Source organism: Prodigiosinella aquatilis (assembly GCA_030388725.1).
Lineage (GTDB): Bacteria > Pseudomonadota > Gammaproteobacteria > Enterobacterales > Enterobacteriaceae > Prodigiosinella > Prodigiosinella aquatilis.
This window is the reverse complement of the sequence record CP128857.1, coordinates 853,974-875,294: the sequence shown is the minus strand read 5'-3', so window position 1 is coordinate 875,294 and position 21,321 is coordinate 853,974. Positions and strand designations below refer to the sequence as shown.

Genomic DNA, 21,321 nt, shown 5'->3' with positions numbered 1-21,321 from the left:
TATCGCTGGTTTTGATGTCTAAAATTAAAGCAAATAAAACATTTATTTCAATTTTATAAAAACTGGAAATTATGTTTTTGCGTAGCAGTTAACATTTCCATGACATGATGCGTTATTTTTGTTATCAAAATCACAAATACAGCAGGAAAGACTTAGTACGGGGAAACATGATGAGAAAGACAGAAGAAGAGAATATCAGTAGATTGAGCGACAAAATGAAATGTATATTTCAAAAAAGTCATACTGCCCATTCAGATTGGCAGTATGACGCAGAGGAGAATGCTTAATACTGACGGGCATCCATTAACTGAAGCTGTATCTGCCGGGCAGCCGACTCAATAGCCGGATCATCTGCCACTTGCGCAGTACCGGTACGCCACCAGGACTCATAGCCGTGGGTCATGGTTTTCGGCAACACCTTGATATCCAGCAACACCGGTCCCGGATGCTGGCGAGACGCTTCCAGCGCCTGCAAAAGTGATGCTTCATCTTGTACTTTCCACGCCTTGCAGCCATAGCTCTCGGCATTTTTCGCAAAATCAACCGACACCAACGGGCCACTCAGTTGACCTGACTCACTACAGCGGTGCCGGTTTTCGGTACAGAAACTGCCCATTCCCTGGCTCATCTGCAAGTTGTTGATACAGCCAAACCCGGCGTTATCAAACAACAGTATGGTGATTTTTATGCCCTCCTGTACTGCTGTTTGCAGTTCCGAGTGCAGCATCAGGTATGAGCCGTCCCCCACCATCGCATAGACGGGCTGACGGGGTGCGGCGAGCCGGGCACCCATCGCCGCGGCAATTTCATAACCCATGCAGGAGTAACCATATTCCAGGTGATAGCTGTCCGGTGTCCGCACCTGCCACAGACGCTGCAAATCCCCCGGTAACGACCCGGCCGCCCCGACTACAATCGCGTCTGCTTCCAACGCCTGATTCAGCAGCCCCAGTACCCGGGTTTGTGTCAGATGTGTCCCGAGCGTCGTGCGGTATTCATCCAGTTTATCGCCAGGCTGATCAGCAATCTCCGGCACCAGATCGCCGTCATCCTGAATAGCGGACAACCGCTGTCGTTCATTGTCCCACGCCGCACGCGCCATGGTGATCGCCTCACCATACTGGCTGTGATATGACTCCGCCGCCAGACGCTGGGATAGCATCTGCAAACCGACCCGCGCATCGGCAATCAATGCGGTAGCATCCAGTTTCAGCGCATCAAACTCCGCGACGTTAAGCAGCAGAAATTCGACATTCGGGTGTTGAAACAATCGCTTGGAACCGGTGGTAAAATCCGTTAACCGCGTTCCGACACCGATAATCAGGTCAGCGTCCTGCGCTAACCGGTTCGCCGCCAGGCCACCGGTCACGCCGATACCACCGCAGTTGAGTGGGTGCGAAGACACCACCGCACCTTTCCCCGCCTGCGTTTCACCGAAAGGAATATGACACTGCTCAGCAAATTGCAAAAATGCCGCGTGGGCTTCAGCGTAACGGACTCCACCGCCGCAGATCAGCATCGGCCGCTGCTTGCGGCGAATCAACGCCACCGCGTCTTCAAGCCGGGTCGCATCCGGCGGACGACGTTCGATATGGTGTACCCGTTTGTGAAAAAACGCGGCGGGATAATCCCACACCTCGGCCTGTACATCCTGCGGTAAACACAGGGTCACCGCACCAGTATCTGCCGGATCGGTCAATACCCGCATGGCATTGATCAGCGCACTCATCAGTTGTTCCGGACGATTAATCCGATCCCAGTACCGTGATACCGGTTTGAAACAGTCATTCGTACTGATTGAAAGGTCGTGATATTGCTCGATCTGCTGCAATACCGGATCAGGCTGGCGACAGGCAAACAGATCCCCCGGTAACAGTAACACCGGAATCCGGTTCGCGGTGGCGGTGGCCGCCGCCGTGATCATATTGGCGGCACCCGGCCCTACCGATGACGTCACCGCGTAAATTTTCTTGCGCTTGTGCTGTCTGGCAAAACCGACGGCGATATGCGCCATTCCCTGTTCGTTACATCCCTGATGAACCAGTAGATGTCCGGCATCTTGCTCCAGTGCCTGACCGATGCCCAGCACATTCCCATGCCCGAAAATGGTCATCACACCGTGCACAAATGGGGATTCCTCACCATCCACGCTGACATACTGCTGGGAGAGAAACCTGACCAGCGCCTGCGCCATCGTCATTCGTAGCGTATCCATCATACGGCTCCTGCAAATTCAGCGGCCTGTCAGACAGGCCCTAAAGTGGAATCAATCACTCCAGCGTTGGCATTACAAAACTGCTGGTATGCTGCTCAAGGCGTACACTGGCCGGCCAACGACTGGTGACGGTTTTCATCCGGGTGTAAAAACGCACACCGTCGCTACCGTGCACATTAAGCGGCCCGAATATGGAGCGTTTCCAGCCACCGAAACTGTGGAACGCCATCGGCACCGGAATCGGTACATTGACACCCACCATTCCAGCTTGCACATCCTCACAGAACTGCCGCGCCGTTTCGCCATCGCGGGTGAAAATCGCCGTACCATTACCGTATTCATGGCGGTTAATCAGCGTCAGCGCCGTCTGATAGTCCGGTACTCTTACCACAGCCAGTACCGGCCCAAAAATCTCTTCACGGTAAATTTTCATTTCTGGTGTGACGTTGTCAAACAGCGTTGGGCCAATAAAGTAACCCTGTTCATGATCGGGAACGCTCAGTGTGCGCCCGTCAACCCGCAGCGTTGCCCCCTGGTCCACGCCGCTCTGAATGTAACCCGCGATTTTGTCTTTATGCTGCGCCGTGATAACCGGTCCCATTTCATTTTCCGGCTCTTCGGTTATCCCCGGTCCGACACGCATCGCACCAATCTGTTGTTCCAGACGCTGGCACAGCGCATCGGCTGTATCATCACCTACCGCCACCACCACCGACAGCGCCATACAGCGCTCGCCTGCCGCACCGAAACCGGCGCCCATAATGGCGCTGGCAGCCATATTCATATCCGCATCTGGCATCAGGATGCAGTGGTTTTTAGCGCCACCCAGCGCCTGACAACGTTTACCCTGTGCGGACGCGGTACGATAAATGTATTCCGCCACCGGTGTTGATCCCACAAAGCTTACTGCCTGAACACGCGGGTCTGTCAGCAACACATCCACTGCTTCTTTATCCCCTTGAACCACGTTGAATACACCATCCGGCAGACCAGCCTCCTTCAGTAACTGAGCCAACATCAGTGAAAGCGACGGGTCTTTCTCGGAAGGTTTGAGCACAAACGTATTACCGGTGGCCAACGCGATGGGGAACATCCACATGGGAACCATAGCCGGGAAATTGAATGGTGTAATACCGACACAGACACCCAGCGGCTGCATCAGCGAATGGCTGTCAACGCCGGTTCCTACGTTGGCGGAATGCTCCCCTTTTTGCAGGTGCGGAATACCGCAGGCAAACTCCACCACTTCCAACCCACGGGTCAATTCTCCCACGGCATCAGAATAGACCTTGCCATGTTCTTCCGATATCAACCAGGCCAGAGTATCCATGTTTTCTTCCAACAACGCTTTGAAACGGAACATGACGCGCGCACGCCGTAACGGGGAGTGTCTGGACCACGCCGGGAATGCCGCCGCCGCTACACTGATCGCCTGTTTCACGTCGTTCGCGTTGCTCATGGCGACCTGACGAATCTGCTCACCCGTCGCCGGGTTATATACGGCCGCATAACGTTGACTGCTACCGGAGGTCACTGCCCCCTGAATAAAACTAGATATGGTTTCCATGTTGACACCTCTATGGGGTTTAAGGGTGATAAGTGGCAGGTACGGGATTACTGTATATGAAATAAATATTCTATTTTAAGTTGAAATAAAATAAATATTAATTATTGTGATCCAAGACGAGTTTTTATGTAACCGGAATGCTGCGGTTTTTAATGAGATACGCCAGCGTTTTTGGTTTGAATGTCGTCATCCTGGATTGAACTGTATGTTCTATTTTTGTGGGCAAACATGAAAAAGACGTTTGAAATGACAGCATAAGTCACTAGAATCAATAAGTAAGGACCTATTTGGGATAGGCTCCTTCTGGGGAGAAAAATTATGTCTGTGGCGACCAGCCTGAGAGAGTTACAAGAGCAGATCCGCGACCGTTACGATACGCTGAGTAAGCGTCTACAGCAGGTGTCACGCTATGTGCTTGATAATACCAACAGCGTGGCATTTGACACGGTGGCCGTGATTGCCGAACAGGCGGACGTTCCTCCCTCGACGCTGATCCGTTTTGCCAATGCCTTTGATTTCAGCGGGTTCAACGAAATGAAACAGTTGTTCCGCATGAATCTGGTGGAAGAAACGGCCAGCTATACCGACCGGGCGCGCCTGTTCCGCGAAATGGAAACGGAAACGGTGCCGGAAACCCCGCTCGACATTCTGCATGAATTTGCCCGTTCAAACGCGCAGGCTATGCAGCAACTGGCAGCACGTATACCACCGGAAGATTTGCAGAAAGCGGTCGATTTACTGGCGCATGCCGATACCATTTACATTGTCGGATTACGGCGTTCCTTCAGCGTAGCCTCCTATCTGGCCTACGCGCTGAGCCATCTGGAGAGTCGCCCGATATTGGTTAATGGGCTCGGTGGCATGTTTCGCGAGCAGCTCAGCAGGATTAGCGACAAGGACATCGTAGTTTCCATCAGCTTTTCCCCCTATGCGCAGGAAACCATGATGGCCAGCGAAATGGCCGCTACCGCTGGCGCACGCCAGATTGTGATTACTGACAGCCAGATAAGTCCGTTGGCAACACTCAGTGATGTGTGCTTCGTGATAAAAGAAGCGCAAGTGGATGCGTTCCGTTCCCAGTCTGCCACGCTGTGCCTGGTACAATCGTTAATGGTGTCGCTGGCATATCAACAAGGCAACGGCGGCAGACAAACGCCAGGGAAGCAACAGCGAACCTGATCAACCGGAGAGCCGAGAATCATAAGGCCGCATCAATGAGGGGGCACGAGTAAAGCGATTCCTTCGGAGAACCGCCTCCTTTCTCGTCTTCGGGTAAATAATAACTTACCACCTGCTGATTTTTAACGCGGCTCACTATGCGGGTTATCCACACGCGGCAGCGTTAATGGCGGATTAACGGGTAAACGTCCCTGAGTCCAATACGCCAATCCGTACCCCGACAGCGCGATACCCGATACCAGCCATGGAATGAGGAACACTGCCCTGGAAGAAGTGCCACTGAGGACATCCAGATTGCTCGTTACCATAATCAATGCGGCCAGCATGAAAATAACTGACATCATCGGCGCCCACAGGCGACTCCAGGCAGAAACCGGATGCTGCTTCTCACGACGAAAAAACTGAATTACCGCCACGGAAACCCCGGCTTGCAGAAGCAAGATCGCCATTGTTGCCATCGCCGAACCCCAGGCAAAGATATTCATCATAGGATCCAGTCTGGACAGCACCATGAGCAGTAACAATATCAGCACAAACGCTGTCTGTGTCAGGCTGGCAACATAAGGTGTGCCTTTAGCTCCCCTGATTTTTGCCATTTTCGACCAGAGAAAACCATCACGACTGATACTGAACAGATATCGGGCAATATTATTGTGAAACGCCTGCGTGGCCGCGAATAAGCTGGTAATCAACAGCAATGACATGACCTGTTCAGACCAGGGACCCAACAGATTCCGGGAAATATCAAAGATAAATCGCCCCGGATTATTTATTGCCTGTGCACGGATCTGGTCGACACCATAAGCCTGTACCAGGGACCAACTGGTCAGGGTAAAGAATAATGTGATCAGAACCACGGCCAGCAGTGTGGCGCGGGGAATGGTTTTTCCGGGGTTCCGGCACTCTTCACCATAAATCGCAGTGGATTCGAAGCCGATAAATCCAGCAATACTGAAAATCAGTGCAATACCGATACTGCCTTGATTGATCACTTCCGGTGTGAAGGACGCGACATTCAGCTGGCTCACACTGTGCGTACCCAGGATAGCCACATCCAGCAGTAAGACGATACCGACCTCCATCAACATCAGAATCCCCAATACCTTACCGCCGATCTCAACACTTTCGATGCCCAGAAAACACACTAATAGCAGCATGGCGGCACTATAGGCCCACCATGGCAGGTCAATTCCCAGATGGTCATGCACATACATACCACTGAAAAATCCGAACAGGGCAATAACCGCAATCTGAATGGAAAAATAGGCCAGCAGAACCACCATCAGGGCACTCATACCCGTATACCGTCCCAATCCCAGGGAAATGTAACTGTAAAACGCCCCAGCATTGGTCACATAACGGCTCATGGCAATATAACCAAAAGAAAATACCAGCAGAATAATGCCAGCCAGCACATAGATGGCGGGGATACCAGCACCGTTACCGGACGCAATGGCCACCGGTAATCCACCAATGACACCGGTCAGAGGCGAGGCGGCCGCTACCACGAAGAACACCAGCGACCATAATCCCAAACTATTCTTTTTTAAATGATTTTCTTTCATCATGGACTCCTGCGACGAGAGACGATAGAAAAAACCGCAGGCTATTGTTACCCGGCGTTATAAACAGGCCCGGTACAATGCTTCGATCTCTTCCTGTGTAGCAACACGTGGATTTTGCTGGATGCTGATATCCATGGTCTGCACGCAGTTTTCCGCCATCCACGGTATATCTTTTTCATCCACACCCAAGTCACGCAACGTGAAGATCATGTTTACTTCCTGAAGCAGGTGTTTCACCTGTTCGATACTCTGTTTGGCTTGATCGATCTCGCTCAGATACACACAGTCGTCGTCCATCGCCCGGGCAATCGCCGCGAAACCGGGAATATTACTACGCCAGGAAAAACGCATCAGTTCAGGGTAAAGTGCCGCCAGCCCTTGTCCGTGGGTAATGTTGTACAGACCGCTCAACGGATGTTCCATCGCATGCGGCAGCCCGCAGGCTGACAGACCAATTGACATCCCACCCAACGTGTTAGCCCAGCACACCTTTTCCCAGGCATCCCGATCATTGACATCGTGGTACACGCGAGGCAACGCTCGCGCCAACAGGCTGATCGCCTTCAGACTCATGATTTCCGTCATCGGCTGGGCGTAGCGGCCCACCAGAGCCTCAATATTATGAGATAAAGCATCAAACCCGGTTGACGCCACCATGGACGGAGACTGGGTCACCATCAGTTCAGGGTCTATAATGGCACTGTGTGCAAACAAGGACGGTGTCATAAGCACCTGTTTTGCATGCGTATACGGATTGGTAAAAACCGCCGCACAATTCCCCTCACTTCCGGTTCCCGCAGTAGTGGTCATCAGTATCAAAGGCAATCCTTTACCTTCTGGTGCAGACTGATGCAGATAATCCGCGATCGTGCCCTGATGCGTAGACATGAACGCGATACCCTTGGCGGAATCCATGACACTGCCGCCACCGACCCCGAGGACCACATCGCACCCTTGTTCACGAGCCAGACGACTGCCTGCATCAATGGTGGTGGTAAGCGGGTTGGCTTCCACCTGGTCAAACAATACCGACATCACATCGACAGCATCCAACAACCCGACAACACGCTCCAACAGCCCGGTTTTACGGCAACTGCTTTGACCGGTAACCAGTAATGCCCTACGACCTATTCCAGCCACCGTATTGCCGACCCGCTTCGCTTCGCCCCAACCAAAAATGAGGTTAACCGGCTGAACATAGTTAAATTTCATTGATATCATCCCCATCGTCATGAATATCGGTGGACTCACATCGTCACGGCATGTTCTGTCACCAGATTGACCACATGCTCAACCGAGGCCTCAAAGGATTTCAGCCCGTATTCCAGTTCTTCATCGCTGATGATTAATGGGGGCAGAAAGCGGAATACCGCCAGATTGTTGAAGGTGAAGTTCACCTGAACCCGCCATGTTTCTACCATCTGGCCGGCAATCGACGCCGCGTAATATTCGCCAAAGTCTGCCTGCTGACTGACCGGGATCTTCCCGAATTCCACACCGATCATCAGCCCTTTACCGCGAACCTCTTTAATGACCTGTGGGTAACGGACTTGAACCTCACGCAGACGCCGCATCATCAGTTCGCCCTTACGTTCTGCCATGCCACAGAGATCGTTTTCGAGGATAAATTGCAGCGCACCCAACGCGGCGGCGGCACTCAATGTGTTTTCCTGATAGGTAGCGGTGTGGTGATAGCAGGTTTCAATGCTGCCATACGCCGCTTCATACAATGCTTCCGTGCACAGATATCCGCCGAAGGGCACCAGACCGCCAGATAATCCTTTGGCAAAAACAATGCAATCCGGCACTACATCCTCATGTTCACAACACCAGAACTTACCTGTTCGGGCGGCACCACACTGGATTTCATCCAGTACCAACAGCGTGTCATAACGATCACACAGCTCACGGGCGGTGCGTAAATAACCTTCGGGAGGCACGATAATGCCGCCTTCACCCTGAATCGGCTCAACCACAAACGCTTTATATTTCCCGGTAGCAAGTGCCTGTTCCAGTTCACGCGCTGAACCGTAGGTAATGTGGTCAATATTTGGTAAGGTTGGGTACTGTCCGTCACGCCATTTGTCTTTCCCACCCAGCGATACCGCGCCAGACGTTTTGCCGTGGAATGCCCCCAGCGTTGCCAGTAAATGCGTTTTCTCCGGCTTGTGGCGCGTCCCCAACTTCACCAGTTTGATCATGCCTTCAATCGCCTCGGCCCCACCGGTTGCCGTGCCCACTTTGGTCAGTTTGCCTTGTGGTGAAAGCAGCGCCAGGTTATGCGCCAATGCGGCGGTCACACGATGATAGGAAATCGCCCCCATCATAAACTCTTTGTTATCAAAGCATTTTTGTAGACATGACCAGACGAATTCATTATTGTTCCCAACGGAAACAACCCCCACGGCGCCAATCATATCAAGGTGATTGTCACCATTTTCATCAATGAATGAGCAGCCCTCCGCCTTCACAAAATACTTGGCATGTCCATCCAGTGAACGTAGACGGTTAAGATGCATTAATTGCAGAGCCTTCGTGGTCTTACCGTCCAGCGCTAGCGCTTCATCAATGGTGTAAAAACCCGGAATTATCGTGTTATTGGTCATGGGAACCTCACATCAGCATGGTTGATTATTCATTAGTCCTGAAGCGTTTATAACCGGATGCAGAAGCGGGGAAATAGAATAAATCGGTACTGGGGATGGTGCATAAATGTCCATTTGTGGCGCATTTATGCACTAAAAAAGCGCAGAATGATCAGTGCTGACAAATACGGGACTGATAATGAGTGGCTTGAATACCAGAGAGATATTCTCTAGGCGAACACAATGCAAACTGTTTGAACTCACGTAAAAAATGGGACTGGTCGGCGTATCCCAATTGTTGTGCCAATGCCGCCATATTCTGTTTTTCTCCTTGATTCAACAGGGAAAGTGCACGTTGAAAACGAATAGTGCTGCAAAAGGCCTTCGTCGACATACCGCAGTGAGAACTGAACAGCCGGTGGATATAACGTGCCGAATACAACGTTTTTTGCTCCAGTTGTTCAATTCGGATCACGCCATTGTGCGCCATAATAATATCAATCAGTTGCAGCAGCAGTTGTGATGATGAACGGCTCAGATGTTGGCCAAAGTGATGGCAGAACAGCGCAATCTGATAATCAAAATCATGGCTGCTGACCAGACGCTCAAACAATGAATACGCTCCCGGTATCGCATCCTGAAAAGAAATTTCCTTTCCAGCCAGATCAATGGCGGAAAGGTCCAGAAAATCCGGCATCACCCCAGGCATAAATCGCACCCCGAAATAGCGCTCTCCCGGACATAACTCGACAGGCCGTGCCGCAAGAGTGCTGCCACAAACCCGTCCATGAGGATAAAGATCGCTACAGTTAAACAGGATATCAATGCTGCCGTCCGGCACCACCAGTGTGGCCTTTTGCCCCTTTGCGATAGAGAAACTGTAAAAGTGCGCTATCGGAGAATTACTCAGGCTTTTCTTCAGGTAGGTTTCCGCCGCATTCATCACAAACCACGGTTGCAATGGTTTAATTATTACACCTTGTGTATTGGTAGCCATCATCAATTCCTGTCACCAAGGATGAGTTCCAGGATTAAGCAATTTCTACGCCATACACGGCTGCTCTCTTGTCTCTCGTTAACACCAAAGAATGTCTATTCATACGGGCAAGCGCCGATAACACCATTAAAAATAGCCATCAGGAATAAGTTAGCCTTGCACCGGCAGGAAATTAGCGGTTTCATTTAGCAAAATTGACTGAACACGAGCGATAAAAACGCTTCGTAACAGGAATATTCATATGAATAAGATTCGGGTTGGTGTGGTGTTTGGCGGAAAATCCGCCGAGCATGAAGTGTCACTGCAATCGGCAAAAAATATCGTCGATGCCATCGATAAAACCAGATTTGACGTCACACTGCTGGGCATTGATAAGCAGGGAGAGTGGCACATTAATGATGCATCCAATTATTTACTGAATGCGGAAAATCCGGCATTGATTGCCCTCAACCGCTCAAATCAGAATGTCGCGCTGATACCGGGCCAGACTCATCATCAGTTGATTGAGACGCACAGTGCCAACGCATTGTCACAACTGGATGTGATTTTTCCGATTGTCCACGGCACACTTGGCGAAGACGGATCCCTGCAAGGCTTGCTGCGCATGGCCAATATCCCGTTTGTCGGCAGTAACGTGCTGGGCTCCGCCGTCAGCATGGATAAAGATGTCACCAAGCGTCTGCTGCGCGATGCCGGTTTGCAGGTTGCGCCGTTTGTAACGCTCACCCGCGCTAATCGTAGTCAGCATAATTTCGCCACCGTGACCGCCCGGCTTGGGCTGCCACTGTTTGTTAAACCGGCTAATCAGGGTTCTTCGGTGGGCGTCAGCAAAGCAAGAAACGAGGCCGAATTCCGTCAGGCCGTTGAACTGGCATTCCGTTATGACCATAAGGTGCTGGTGGAGTCCGCTATTGCCGGACGCGAAATCGAATGCGCCGTCCTGGGTAACGATTCACCACAAGCCAGCGTGTGTGGGGAAATTGAGCTCCATGACGAGTTTTACTCATACGATACCAAGTACATCAACGAAAATGGCGCGGCAGTGACGATACCGGCCAAGCTGTCACCGGAAACCCATGACCGTATCCGTGCCGTGGCATTAACCGCTTTCCAGACACTGGAATGTCAAGGCATGGCCCGGGTGGATGTGTTTCTGACCAACGATGAAGACATCATCGTCAACGAAGTGAACACCTTGCCCGGTTTTACCAATATCAGTATGTATCCCAAGCTGTGGGAAGCGAGCGGCATTGACTACACGTCGCTGATTACTATCCTGATCGAGCTGGCGCTGGAGCGTCACACGCAGGACAGTAACCTGCAAAGCTCGGTACGTTAACCGGTTCGGCCCGGCACAATCGTGTCAGGGCCAATACCCACCAGGATCAGATATGGGTTAACGCACTAAATGCCTCTGTGGTCATCGAAGGCTGGAAATCAGTGATGTCGTAACTGGCCACCGCCTGAAACGGATCCTGCCGCAGGAACGCATCTAATGCCGCCCGTTCCATACTTTTCGCCAGAATCACCCCACCAACACGAGGATTTTTACGTCCGGACGCAATAAAAAGACCCTGTTCATACCCTTGTTTCAGCCAGCTGATATGTGCCGCCAACAAGGCTTCCACCTGATCCAGGCTGGTTTTATAGGTCAGATTGATAATATACATGGTTGTTTATCCTTATAAGGATTCATTTGAGGGATAGAACTCATTGTATGTTAAGACTATTTGTTGTTGCACTCATTCTCAGAAAGCGTGCTTTTTCCAACATCGCCAGTCAGCCGCATCCAGTTGCCATAAGCAAAACTTGCCTTTCCTTCGTCATCCAGACCACACTCTTCCAGGAAACGTCGCGCTTCGCGGCCCAACCGATATTGATACGGGAAGTCAGTAGAAAACAGCAGGCGATCCGTACCCACGATAGCGGCAGCTCGCTCCAGAAAATGAGGGAGGAACATACCGCTTGCCGTAACATAAAGATTGCTACGCAGGTATGTCGCGATGGGGTGAGCCAGACCCGCCACGTGATCCATGGCAGCAAGGCGCTCCGCATAAAATAACACCAACTCTCCCCAATGGCCCAGAATGACCTGAAGACCAGGCATACGATCGAAATGCCCGGCAAGAACAAGACGGATAAACTGAATGCCCGCATCATAATGCCAGCCAAGCCCATATGTTGAGAATGCGGCATTTACCTCCTGGCTGAATCCCGAATAATATCTATCTCTTACAACCGGATCCGGGACTCGTGGATGGAGAAATATCGGCGCATTCAATGTTTCAGCGCAGCGAAAAATCGGCAAAAAAACCGGATCGTCTATGTTGCCAGCGCCGGTTCCTCCACACAACATCCCCCCTTTGAATCCAAGTGTCCGGATACACCGTTCAAGTTCCAGTGCCGCTTCGTCAGGCATCGTGACGGGCAATGTTGCCAGTGCTTGGAACCGATCTGGATGTCGCGTGACCACCTCTGCTATCGCGTCATTAATACGCCTCGCCATCTCGAGGCTTTCATGTCCCAAATCGTGAAGTGCCGGCGTGGTGAGTGATAGAACCTGAACATCTACTCCGCTTTCGTCCATGAGGGAGAGCCGCTCATCGGCGAGATCAAGGAGGCGTCTCCCTATTGGACCCGAATGGAGAACAATACTGGGGTCTGACGCCTCGAGACCAATCTCATTCCAGGCTTGGTGAACCTCTGTAGTAAGAAAATGTTCTTCAATACCTACCAATTTCATCATAATTGCCATTTCACCAAGGGATAGTGCGACCAAGATAATCGAGATATTCCAGGCCCGGTTTACTCTGTTTCAAGAGAAGGACATTGACCAGGCTGGGAATACTGTCTTCGATGGTAAGCGGTGCTTCCGGGCCACCTAAGGCGGTATTGATCCAGCCCGGCGCCATTGCCACCATTGCACGCGATGTTCCGGCCTGACGAGCCGCGAAACTTCGCATGAACATGTTCAGGGCCGCCTTGCTGCCGCGATATACCTCACGCATGCCGGTCTCATTATTGCTGATGCTCCCCTGCCCAGACGACATCACGCCGATCAAACCTGTCTCGCCAACGTAGCACTCCAGGCTTTCGATAACACGCATCGGGCTAAGAGCGTTAGTGATCATGACATGTATGAAGTCATCGGTAGCCACCTCGCCAACAGTTTCTGTCGGATCCCGATTGGTCGTCCCGGCATTGACAAATAGCATATCGAATATTCTGCCATACAGGCGGTCATGCAACGCCGCCAGTTGATTCTGGTCGCAGATATCCAGCGTTTCGATCTCGACCCGACCGCGATATTCATCTGCCAGATCATGCAGCTGGGTCCGGGTTTTTCCACCACGTACCGTACCGACAACATTCCACCCTTTTTTTAAAAATTCGATCGCCATGGCATGGCCAAGGCCACGTGATGCTCCGATAAGAAGAACCGTTTTTTGCGACTTCTTGGTTTGCATTAGTTATTTCCTCTGAGTTTGGTACTGACATCAAAACCAATATCCGTCGTGGTTTGGTTCATGAAATATAGCCATACAGAAGACATGGCGGAAGACGCAGCATTTGCATTGATAACATGCATCAAACGCCTTCCCTCGTTTTTCAGATCGGAATACAATGCAGCATGACTGAACCCGATCTCAATTTACTCATTGCACTCAACGTCCTTCTTGCCGAAGGAAGCGTGGCTGGCGCTGCTCGTCGCCTCGGCTTAAGTGCTTCAGCGATGAGCCGTACCCTCAGCCGCCTTCGCGGCGTAACCGGCGATCCCTTACTGGTTCGGGCAGGCCGTAATATGGTGTTGACACCTTATGCTGAAGAGATACGTGAGCGCACTCAGCGCGCAGTATTTGAGGCTCGCGCCGTACTGCGTCCCTCGTCGTCAGAACTGAATTTATCCACGCTGGAACGAACCTTTACCCTTCGCACCAACGATGGCTTTGTCGAGGTTTTTGGCGCGTCACTTATCGCTGCCGCCGCAGCGGTAGCACCTTTAGTGTGTCTGCGCTTTGCGCCAAAACCAGAGAAGACCTCAAGACATTTGCGAGAAGGTCTGGTTGATCTTGAGATCGGTGTCTTAGGGGAGATGGGGCCAGAAATACGCTTGCAAGCACTTTTCAGGGACCGTTTCATCGGCGTGGTAAGAAAAGATCATCCATTTTTGGCCGAACGCGGAGTAAACGCGGCGCAGTATGCTTCTTTAGCACATGTAGTGGCTTCACGCCGTGGACAAATACGCGGGCCGGTAGATGAAGCGCTGGCGGAATTAGGTTTAGAACGGAAAATTACCGCCGTGGTTCCAGGCTTTTCTGCTGCATTGGCAGTGGCTCAGGCAACGGATCTCGTGGCGCTCGTGCCAGCATCTTTCTTTATCCGTATTGATGGATCTTGGGCGACTAACGCACTTTGCGCTTTTGAACTTCCTGTGAAAACCAAACCAATTACGGTATCGCAGATGTGGCATCCGCGTTCTGAGGTTGATCCCGCACACCGCTGGCTTCGGCAATTAGTGTTGAGCACCTGCCAACAACAGGTGCCGGAGTTAATCCGCATCTCATAGCAATGAATCGGTCAGGGTGTATCAGCCTCACCAACAGACCTTTACCATCAACGGACCACCGGCCAGCTACTGTTTTGTAGTACCACCCGATAGCCATCATGGTCACAGAAAGTTTTCCCCTGCTGATCCCAATAGGGATTGAACGATTTTACTGTGCTGAATCCAGCTTGTTCCATACGCTGGCAGGCAAGCACCCATTGATCCTGCTCAGGAATATACAACACCAGCAGATCATCCACCGTGGGAGACGGTATAATCGGATGTGTATGGCAAAACGTAAACTCCAAGTGCCAGGGCAAATTTTCCCGCCCCAGCATTACACCGCTAAACCCGGCATGATCAGCAAATTCAGCAATTTTCTGTAATGCCAAACCGCGGCTATACATTGACAGGCTTTTTTGCAAATCCGTTACCGGGCGGGCAATGCGTAATGTCGCTATCATAAAGACCCTATGTCGATATTAATCACACTTCTTTTTACCATTTCCTTATGACGGGTTCAGCTGTCCTATTCCGCGATTTTCATTGAGCCCTCAGATAATGGATTCCGGCAGGAGAAATAGCTGGCTGACCATCAGTATTAATATCAATTTAGTGAAAATACCGTTGCCACGCCACACACCATGTCTGTATATTTACACAGTGTTTTTATAGGGACAGCATTATGTATGTAGAACTGGTTTACGATAAAAGAAACGTGAATGGCTTACAAAACGCCGCAGTGCTGATCGAAGCCGAATTAACCAAACGGATTCACCGGGTTTTCCCAGATGCGGAAATAAAAGTCAAACCCATGCAGGCTAATACGATTAACTCCGATGCCACTCGGCAGGAAAAATCCACGATTAACCGCATCATTGAAGAGATGTTTGAAGAAGCCGATGAATGGCTGACGATGGAATAGCCAGCCCTTGATCCTGTTATTATACTACGCGTTTTGACATCACATCACCGATTGCCAAGCGCGTATCACCTGAACGCCGTTGACATTGATTAGCACCCTCTTCGTATTCGCCGTACCCCATTCAATAAGACAACAACACTGATATTTATGGCACATCGCTGTAACTACCGTCAGTGAATGCCCTGATAGACAGGGCATTTGGTAATGCCATCACATTAATAGCACAGCACTATTTACATCAGAAATACGTTGGCAGGGTTTCTACCACATTCAAGGACTCATCAACCAGCGTGACATAACGCCATTTATCAAAGGTCAGGCAGGGATGGGACGCGCCAAAGGCGATCACATCGCCGACCTGAAGCGAATGGTGTTCGGGTATTTGCAGAAAAGCGTGCTGATCCATCAACGCGGTAACGCGAAACGTCTCATCCAGTGCCACTGGCGTGAATTGTTGTCTGGAAACCGCATAGGACCGTAACGGCACCGGCAATCCGGCATCAAACGCGATGTCTCTTTTACCTAACGCCACAATGGCGCACCCCGGCTCAGGCAACGACTGAACATGGGCCCACACTTCCATCGCTGGCTGTAGCGCGCCATCCATTTCCGGATGGCGGTGTAACAGCGACGCCTGTGACGTCTTGTACAAACCATGATCATGCACCAGATAACATCCCGGACGCAGCAAGGGCTGGAAGTCAGTTTCAGCCTGCAAGCGCTGAAACTCTCCGGCGATCAGATCATACCAGGCTGATCCAGATGCCGTGACATACGGATGCTCGAGATCAAACCTGCCAGCCGCTTTCAACATCACCGCCGTTTGTACCAGATAAGCGGCAAACTTGCGGATATCCTCTTCTGCCTGTTCGCCATGAATTACACCTTCATAACCTTCAATACCGCTCAACCGCACCGCAGGACATACCGCAATCGCTGCCAGCACCGCATCAACCTGTTCCGGCGTACGACAGCCGCAGCGGCCATGCGCCACACCAATCTCCAGCATGACGTTGATCGTCAGCCCTTGTGCGGCAAAAAACATCCCCAATTGACGAACATTTTCCGGGCTGTCCACCAGACAGTGGAACTCCACCTTATGCTGCTTCAGCAAAGCGGCGATGATCGCCATATTGGGTGTACCCACCAATTGGTTCGCCAACAAAATACGCGGAACACCTTGCGCAGCGGCGACCGAACACTGTACCGCTGTTGCCAGTGTGATCCCCCAGGCGCCAGCCTCCAGTTGACGTCGAAACAGGCCCGGCGTCATGGTGGTTTTCCCGTGGGGTGCCAAACGGGCACCGTGTTGTTCGGCATAACGTTGCATCCACATCAAATTATGCTGCAACGCGGTCTGATGCAGGACCAGCGCTGGCAACGTCACTTGAGTCAGCAAATGGCTACCGTTAACCGGCACGCCTTTCTCTACATGGCTGTGAGACAGTTCACTCATTGAGAACTCCCTGGGCATTAGTGGCCGGACAAACGCGCTTCCATCCCGCGAGCGCACTCCAGCAACACATCCCGATAATGGTTGTAATGGGTAATGGCATCACCACGCGGTGCCACAATACAAAAAGTGGCGACGCAGCGACGCGCTGAATAAATACCGGCGGCGAAACAGTGAGTATAAGTATCCGCAATACTGTCAAACGAGAAAAAACCATCGTGCCGGGCCTGATGAATTTCCTCCAGATAGTTAGCCACCGGCAGGTATTCGCCGTTAGGCAGGCGGAAATCCTCTGGTGGAATAAAAGCCTGGATTTCATCGTCACTCATATGCCCCAACAGCAGCCTTCCAGATGCTGTCCAGGGAATCGGCGTATCCTGCCCCACTTCAGAGGAAATGCGAAAAGCACGCTCCCCCTCGCGCATCAGCGCCACGTTGTATTTATTCCCGTTCAGCAGACACATCTGGGCCGTTTCACCCGTCTTTGCGACAATTTGTTGTAAAAAACGGTCCGACTCGCGGGAAAAATCGAAATGATCAAGATGCGCCTGTCCAAGAAAATAGAGCTCTCGTCCTAAATACACCATGCCATCGTTCCCGACGGCTTCCAGAAAACGACGTTCCTGAAGCAGTGCCACCATCTCGTACACCGTAGATGTCGGCGCATTGATACCTTTCGCAATATCATTCGCCCGCATTGGCTGACGCTGTTTCTTCAGATAGTCCAGAATATCAAGTGCCCGGTCGATACCCTTGGCCCGGCGCCTGACGTCGGGTGATGTCATCATCGAACTCCTTACCCCACCATAGTCAATGTTGATGCCGCCAATCCCGGCTACTTAGCCTTATAAGCCACGCAGTCAACTTCAACTTTACAATCTACCATCATACTGGACTGAACACAGGCGCGCGCGGGGGCGTCCGCACCAAAATATTCGCTGAAAACACGGTTGAAGCTCCAGAAATCCCGTGGGTCATCCAGCCAGACGCCAACCCTCACCACATGCTCCAGTCCATATCCTGCTTCATGAAGAATAGCCACCAGATTTTGAATCGCTTTGTGGGATTGCGGGATAATTCCCCCTTCCGCGACCTCACCGTTTTCCATCGCAATTTGACCGGAAACATACAGCCAGCCATCCGCTTCTACCGCTCTGGCAAAAGGCAACGGCTGTCCACCAGCGCCTTTTTCTCCGGCACCATAACGGGTAATACTCATAAAAAGCTCCTTGATTAAAAATGAGAATGTTTAAGAAATTCGACTAAACGCGGCGATTGTGGATGATGGAAAAGCTGTTCCGGTGTTCCCTCTTCCTCGATGCGCCCCTGATTCATAAAAATAATCCGGTCTGAAACTTCATAGGCAAAACGCATTTCATGTGTGACCAACAGCATGGTCATGCCCTCTTCCGCCAGACTTTTCACCACCGCCAGCACTTCTCCCACCAATTCCGGATCCAGCGCGGAGGTCACTTCATCAAACAACATCAGGCTCGGATTCATGGCAATAGCACGGGCGATGGCCACACGCTGTTGCTGACCACCCGAGAGCTGGCCGGGAAAATGATCTCGCCGAGCCAACAATCCAACCCGATCCAGCCACCGTTCAGCAGTGGCTATCGCTTCATCCTTGTGCATCTTTTTAACTTTAAGCAGCCCCAACGTGACATTTTCCAGGGCAGAGAGATGAGGAAAAAGATTGAACTGCTGAAATGCCATACCGGTCATGGCTCGATGCTGCGCGATGACTTTCTCGGAATGGCGAACCCGCTGCCGGTTTTTTTCGTGATAACCGATGCGTTGATTATTTAATAAAATATCCCCTTGCTGAAACTCTTCCAGCAGGTTGACACAACGTAGCAATGTGGTTTTTCCAGAACCACTGGAACCAATGAGCGTCACCACATCGCTTTTATTCATACAGAGATCGACGCCTTTCAACACTTCCACCGTGTCATAACGCTTATGTAGATTGTTGGTCGTAAGCAGTGGCGTGCCTGAAGTCGCGGTTACTACAGTCTGATTCATGGAAGCCTCACTCTTTTTTTCCAGATAACGCCCCAGGCACTCAATGGAAAAGTTGATGATGAAAAACAGCAAGCCGGCGAAAGCATAGAACGGCAGGGTCATAAAGGTTCGGGCGATAATCTGTTGAGAACTCAGCAGTAGATCCGCCACCCCGATGACAGAAAGCAAGGTGGACGCCTTGACAATTTCCGCCGCAGAGTTGACCCAGGTTGGCAGAATTTGTCTTAGTGCTTGCGGCAGCTGCACATACCACAGGTCTTGATAAAAGGTCAGGGCAATCGCTTTCGCGGCCTCGCTTTGGCCTTTAGGAACCGCCTGTAACGCCCCACGGACAATCTCCGCTACGTGCGAACTACAGAACAGAGTCAGTGCCAGAACCCCCGCTTCGAACGCACCGATGTTCCAGCCGACAGCCGGCGCAATATAAAAGCAGGCCAACACCAGGACCAGTACCGGCGTACCACGAATCACATCAATGTATAAACGCAATAACAGGCGTAACAGGCGATGACCAAAGGTGATGACTACGCCGATCAACGTACCCATGACCGTACCACCGATAATAGCCAGCCCGGAACTCAGCACAGTGACCATAAATCCCTGGGCAAGGGTTGTTTTGGCCTGCCACAGTTGGTACCACCAGCTAAAAGGATCATTCATAAGGCCTCCTAACGCGCCAATGCCAATCGCTGTTCGACCATCCGCAATGCGCGGGCAATCAGGTAGCAGCTCACGATGTAAAGCAAACTGGTCACCAGCCAGGTTTCAATCACCCGATAGCTTTCCAGATTGATCTTACGGGCATAGAACGTCAGTTCTGGCACCGCGATAGTCGCTGCCAAAGAAGTGTCTTTAAACAGCGAGATAAAATTATTACTCAGTGATGGCAGCACGTTGCGAAACATAATGGGAATGACGATATAACGCTTGATCTGCCACTCTTTCAGCCCGATGGCCTGCCCGGCTTCACGTTGTCCAGCCGGAATATTCAGCAATCCGGCCCGGAACACCTCGGTCAGATAAGCGCCAGCATAGAGAGACAGCGTGACAATGAACGATCCGATCTGATCGAGCATGATACCGAGGCTCGGTAAGGCGAAGTAGATCATCAGAATCAGGATCAGAATCGGCAGGTTGCGCACCACGGTGACATAAATCAACGCCAGCCAACGTAACGAGGCGTGTCTGGATAACATACAAAATGCCGAAGTGAGCCCCAGCACGCACCCCAGAACAATCGAAAGCAACGACAGTTCAAGCCCCAGGCACAATCCCGATAGCAGCAGATCGAAATTTTGCCACACCGGTGCAAAATTAAGTTGATAATTCATAGTGTTACCTCAATGCCCGGTGGAGAAAACCACCAGGCATTCGCCCCTTATTTATATTCCACCGGGAATCCGATTGCCGGTGATGGCAGGGAAACACCAAACCATTTCTTATAGGCAGTGGCATAGTCACCGAAATCTACCCCGGTCATGGCTTCATGTAAGGCGGTATTGAGATAGTTTTCCCACTCCTGATCGCCACGTTTTATCGCACAGGAATAGCTTTGCGGGCTCCAGGCATAGTCAGGAGAGCGATAATGCCCAGGAGTTTGGACCATCAGCCAGCGTGCGGACGACTGATCGGTAGCAACAGCATCTGCCCGTCCCGAATTCAACGCCTGATACATCAAGTCAACACTGTCATACTGCGCAACAGTCGCTTTGGGTAATGCCTGATGCACCAACTGTTCGGCATAGACATTCTGCAATACTGCGACACGCAGCGAAGTACCGGCCGCCTTCATATCATCAACCTGTTTATACTTGCTGTTTGCCAGTAACAGCAACGCCACGCCTTCCCGATAATAAGGAATAGTGAAATCGACCTGTTGGGCCCGCTGAGCAGTGACTGTCATGCCTTGGCAGGTTAAATCCACTTTGTCCGTCAACAGATTTGGAATACGGGCATCCGAGGATTGTTGTACAAACTGCACTTTGTTCAGATCGTTAAACAATCCCTTGGCAATGATTCTTGCGATATCAATATCAAATCCCTGCAATTGACCATTTGCCCCTAAAAATCCCCACGGTGCATTGGTACTTCCAGTACCGACGATCAAATAACCTCGCTTTAAAACATCCTCTAACTTGGCGGCATATCCAGAAGTGGCATAGGCAAATAGCATCACGCCACTCAGCAACAAACAGCCCAGTTTTTTATTTTTCCCTGAAAATACGTTTATGTTCATAATGTCACCATTTTACGTTATAACG

At 51.2% G+C, this 21,321-nt stretch carries 20 protein-coding genes; 4 read left to right on the top strand and 16 right to left on the bottom strand.

What is annotated here, in order from left to right:
- Positions 1–283: 283 nt before the first annotated feature.
- Together iolD and PCO85_04140 are read right to left on the bottom strand one after the other, a co-directional pair.
- On the bottom strand, positions 284–2,215 hold the full coding sequence (gene iolD, locus PCO85_04145) for a 3D-(3,5/4)-trihydroxycyclohexane-1,2-dione acylhydrolase (decyclizing) (protein ID WJV55989.1): 1,932 nt from the start codon (positions 2,213–2,215) through the stop codon (positions 284–286).
- Positions 2,216–2,270: 55 nt separating this feature from the next.
- Positions 2,271–3,782 carry a CoA-acylating methylmalonate-semialdehyde dehydrogenase gene (locus PCO85_04140; protein WJV54646.1) on the bottom strand — a complete coding sequence of 504 codons (1,512 nt, stop codon included), beginning with the start codon at positions 3,780–3,782 and terminating at the stop codon, positions 2,271–2,273.
- Positions 3,783–4,100: 318 nt separating this feature from the next.
- Between PCO85_04140 and PCO85_04135 the strand changes: the two genes are divergently transcribed.
- Positions 4,101–4,961, top strand: coding sequence for a MurR/RpiR family transcriptional regulator (locus PCO85_04135; protein ID WJV54645.1), 861 nt, complete (start codon positions 4,101–4,103; stop codon positions 4,959–4,961).
- A gap of 122 nt (positions 4,962–5,083) precedes the next feature.
- Here the strand turns inward: PCO85_04135 and PCO85_04130 are convergent, their stop codons facing one another.
- The 4 genes from PCO85_04130 to PCO85_04115 all read right to left on the bottom strand — a co-directional run bounded on the left by PCO85_04130 (position 5,084) and on the right by PCO85_04115 (position 10,111).
- A complete protein-coding gene (locus tag PCO85_04130) occupies positions 5,084–6,526 on the bottom strand; it encodes an APC family permease (protein WJV55988.1) in 1,443 nt (480 codons plus the stop codon).
- 57 nt (positions 6,527–6,583) lie between these two features.
- Positions 6,584–7,738 carry an iron-containing alcohol dehydrogenase gene (locus PCO85_04125; GenBank protein WJV54644.1) on the bottom strand — a complete coding sequence of 385 codons (1,155 nt, stop codon included), beginning with the start codon at positions 7,736–7,738 and terminating at the stop codon, positions 6,584–6,586.
- A gap of 35 nt (positions 7,739–7,773) precedes the next feature.
- Complete coding sequence (locus PCO85_04120; GenBank protein WJV54643.1) at positions 7,774–9,132, bottom strand: aminotransferase class III-fold pyridoxal phosphate-dependent enzyme; 1,359 nt, start codon at positions 9,130–9,132, stop codon at positions 7,774–7,776.
- A gap of 151 nt (positions 9,133–9,283) precedes the next feature.
- Positions 9,284–10,111: a helix-turn-helix domain-containing protein gene (locus PCO85_04115; protein WJV54642.1), complete on the bottom strand. Its 828-nt coding sequence runs from the start codon at positions 10,109–10,111 to the stop codon at positions 9,284–9,286.
- A 238-nt stretch (positions 10,112–10,349) separates the two neighbouring features.
- On the opposite strand from PCO85_04115, the gene ddlA reads away from it, so the two are divergent.
- Positions 10,350–11,447, top strand: a complete 1,098-nt coding sequence (gene ddlA / locus PCO85_04110) for a D-alanine--D-alanine ligase (protein ID WJV54641.1) — start codon at positions 10,350–10,352, stop codon at positions 11,445–11,447.
- A 46-nt stretch (positions 11,448–11,493) separates the two neighbouring features.
- Here the strand turns inward: ddlA and PCO85_04105 are convergent, their stop codons facing one another.
- From PCO85_04105 to PCO85_04095, 3 genes are read right to left on the bottom strand one after another with little or no spacing between them, the layout of a single operon-like run.
- The gene (locus PCO85_04105) at positions 11,494–11,778 is read right to left on the bottom strand and encodes a YciI family protein (GenBank protein WJV54640.1); all 285 of its coding nucleotides are present in this window, start codon (positions 11,776–11,778) and stop codon (positions 11,494–11,496) included.
- A 56-nt stretch (positions 11,779–11,834) separates the two neighbouring features.
- Positions 11,835–12,851 carry an amidohydrolase family protein gene (locus PCO85_04100; GenBank protein ID WJV55987.1) on the bottom strand — a complete coding sequence of 339 codons (1,017 nt, stop codon included), beginning with the start codon at positions 12,849–12,851 and terminating at the stop codon, positions 11,835–11,837.
- Between the two features lie 13 nt (positions 12,852–12,864).
- A complete protein-coding gene (locus PCO85_04095) occupies positions 12,865–13,575 on the bottom strand; it encodes an SDR family NAD(P)-dependent oxidoreductase (GenBank protein ID WJV54639.1) in 711 nt (236 codons plus the stop codon).
- 164 nt (positions 13,576–13,739) lie between these two features.
- On the opposite strand from PCO85_04095, the gene PCO85_04090 reads away from it, so the two are divergent.
- The gene (locus PCO85_04090; protein WJV54638.1) at positions 13,740–14,675 is read left to right on the top strand and encodes a LysR family transcriptional regulator; all 936 of its coding nucleotides are present in this window, start codon (positions 13,740–13,742) and stop codon (positions 14,673–14,675) included.
- A 47-nt stretch (positions 14,676–14,722) separates the two neighbouring features.
- Here PCO85_04090 and PCO85_04085 read toward each other — a convergent pair whose 3' ends face one another.
- A complete protein-coding gene (locus PCO85_04085; GenBank protein ID WJV54637.1) occupies positions 14,723–15,118 on the bottom strand; it encodes a VOC family protein in 396 nt (131 codons plus the stop codon).
- A gap of 221 nt (positions 15,119–15,339) precedes the next feature.
- Here PCO85_04085 and PCO85_04080 point away from each other — a divergent pair, with 221 nt between their 5' ends.
- A complete protein-coding gene (locus PCO85_04080; protein ID WJV54636.1) occupies positions 15,340–15,579 on the top strand; it encodes a DinI family protein in 240 nt (79 codons plus the stop codon).
- 238 nt (positions 15,580–15,817) lie between these two features.
- Here the strand turns inward: PCO85_04080 and PCO85_04075 are convergent, their stop codons facing one another.
- The 6 genes from PCO85_04075 to PCO85_04050 are packed head-to-tail and all read right to left on the bottom strand — an operon-like array spanning position 15,818 to position 21,296.
- Positions 15,818–17,035: an amino acid deaminase gene (locus PCO85_04075; protein ID WJV54635.1), complete on the bottom strand. Its 1,218-nt coding sequence runs from the start codon at positions 17,033–17,035 to the stop codon at positions 15,818–15,820.
- A gap of 17 nt (positions 17,036–17,052) precedes the next feature.
- On the bottom strand, positions 17,053–17,820 hold the full coding sequence (locus PCO85_04070) for an IclR family transcriptional regulator (protein ID WJV54634.1): 768 nt from the start codon (positions 17,818–17,820) through the stop codon (positions 17,053–17,055).
- A gap of 47 nt (positions 17,821–17,867) precedes the next feature.
- Positions 17,868–18,251, bottom strand: coding sequence for a RidA family protein (locus tag PCO85_04065; protein ID WJV54633.1), 384 nt, complete (start codon positions 18,249–18,251; stop codon positions 17,868–17,870).
- A gap of 14 nt (positions 18,252–18,265) precedes the next feature.
- Positions 18,266–19,720 carry an amino acid ABC transporter permease/ATP-binding protein gene (locus PCO85_04060; protein ID WJV54632.1) on the bottom strand — a complete coding sequence of 485 codons (1,455 nt, stop codon included), beginning with the start codon at positions 19,718–19,720 and terminating at the stop codon, positions 18,266–18,268.
- A gap of 8 nt (positions 19,721–19,728) precedes the next feature.
- On the bottom strand, positions 19,729–20,391 hold the full coding sequence (locus PCO85_04055) for an amino acid ABC transporter permease (GenBank protein WJV54631.1): 663 nt from the start codon (positions 20,389–20,391) through the stop codon (positions 19,729–19,731).
- Positions 20,392–20,438: 47 nt separating this feature from the next.
- Positions 20,439–21,296 (bottom strand): transporter substrate-binding domain-containing protein, encoded by an 858-nt coding sequence (locus PCO85_04050; protein ID WJV54630.1) that lies wholly within the window; start codon positions 21,294–21,296, stop codon positions 20,439–20,441.
- Positions 21,297–21,321 lie beyond the last annotated feature (25 nt).

What these genes read in the sequence shown, in the direction of transcription:
- PCO85_04130 (WJV55988.1), bottom strand. Translation starts at nt 6,526, where the DNA reads ATGAAAGAAAATCATTTAAAAAAGAATAGTTTGGGATTATGGTCGCTG.
- PCO85_04055 (WJV54631.1), bottom strand. Translation starts at nt 20,391, where the DNA reads ATGAATTATCAACTTAATTTTGCACCGGTGTGGCAAAATTTCGATCTG.
- ddlA (WJV54641.1), top strand. Translation starts at nt 10,350, where the DNA reads ATGAATAAGATTCGGGTTGGTGTGGTGTTTGGCGGAAAATCCGCCGAG.
- PCO85_04060 (WJV54632.1), bottom strand. Translation starts at nt 19,720, where the DNA reads ATGAATGATCCTTTTAGCTGGTGGTACCAACTGTGGCAGGCCAAAACA.
- iolD (WJV55989.1), bottom strand. Translation starts at nt 2,215, where the DNA reads ATGGATACGCTACGAATGACGATGGCGCAGGCGCTGGTCAGGTTTCTC.
- PCO85_04140 (WJV54646.1), bottom strand. Translation starts at nt 3,782, where the DNA reads ATGGAAACCATATCTAGTTTTATTCAGGGGGCAGTGACCTCCGGTAGC.
- PCO85_04095 (WJV54639.1), bottom strand. Translation starts at nt 13,575, where the DNA reads ATGCAAACCAAGAAGTCGCAAAAAACGGTTCTTCTTATCGGAGCATCA.
- PCO85_04100 (WJV55987.1), bottom strand. Translation starts at nt 12,851, where the DNA reads ATGAAATTGGTAGGTATTGAAGAACATTTTCTTACTACAGAGGTTCAC.
- PCO85_04120 (WJV54643.1), bottom strand. Translation starts at nt 9,132, where the DNA reads ATGACCAATAACACGATAATTCCGGGTTTTTACACCATTGATGAAGCG.
- PCO85_04065 (WJV54633.1), bottom strand. Translation starts at nt 18,251, where the DNA reads ATGAGTATTACCCGTTATGGTGCCGGAGAAAAAGGCGCTGGTGGACAG.
- PCO85_04125 (WJV54644.1), bottom strand. Translation starts at nt 7,738, where the DNA reads ATGAAATTTAACTATGTTCAGCCGGTTAACCTCATTTTTGGTTGGGGC.
- PCO85_04085 (WJV54637.1), bottom strand. Translation starts at nt 15,118, where the DNA reads ATGATAGCGACATTACGCATTGCCCGCCCGGTAACGGATTTGCAAAAA.
- PCO85_04135 (WJV54645.1), top strand. Translation starts at nt 4,101, where the DNA reads ATGTCTGTGGCGACCAGCCTGAGAGAGTTACAAGAGCAGATCCGCGAC.
- PCO85_04090 (WJV54638.1), top strand. Translation starts at nt 13,740, where the DNA reads ATGACTGAACCCGATCTCAATTTACTCATTGCACTCAACGTCCTTCTT.
- PCO85_04075 (WJV54635.1), bottom strand. Translation starts at nt 17,035, where the DNA reads ATGAGTGAACTGTCTCACAGCCATGTAGAGAAAGGCGTGCCGGTTAAC.
- PCO85_04070 (WJV54634.1), bottom strand. Translation starts at nt 17,820, where the DNA reads ATGATGACATCACCCGACGTCAGGCGCCGGGCCAAGGGTATCGACCGG.
- PCO85_04115 (WJV54642.1), bottom strand. Translation starts at nt 10,111, where the DNA reads ATGATGGCTACCAATACACAAGGTGTAATAATTAAACCATTGCAACCG.
- PCO85_04105 (WJV54640.1), bottom strand. Translation starts at nt 11,778, where the DNA reads ATGTATATTATCAATCTGACCTATAAAACCAGCCTGGATCAGGTGGAA.
- PCO85_04080 (WJV54636.1), top strand. Translation starts at nt 15,340, where the DNA reads ATGTATGTAGAACTGGTTTACGATAAAAGAAACGTGAATGGCTTACAA.
- PCO85_04050 (WJV54630.1), bottom strand. Translation starts at nt 21,296, where the DNA reads ATGAACATAAACGTATTTTCAGGGAAAAATAAAAAACTGGGCTGTTTG.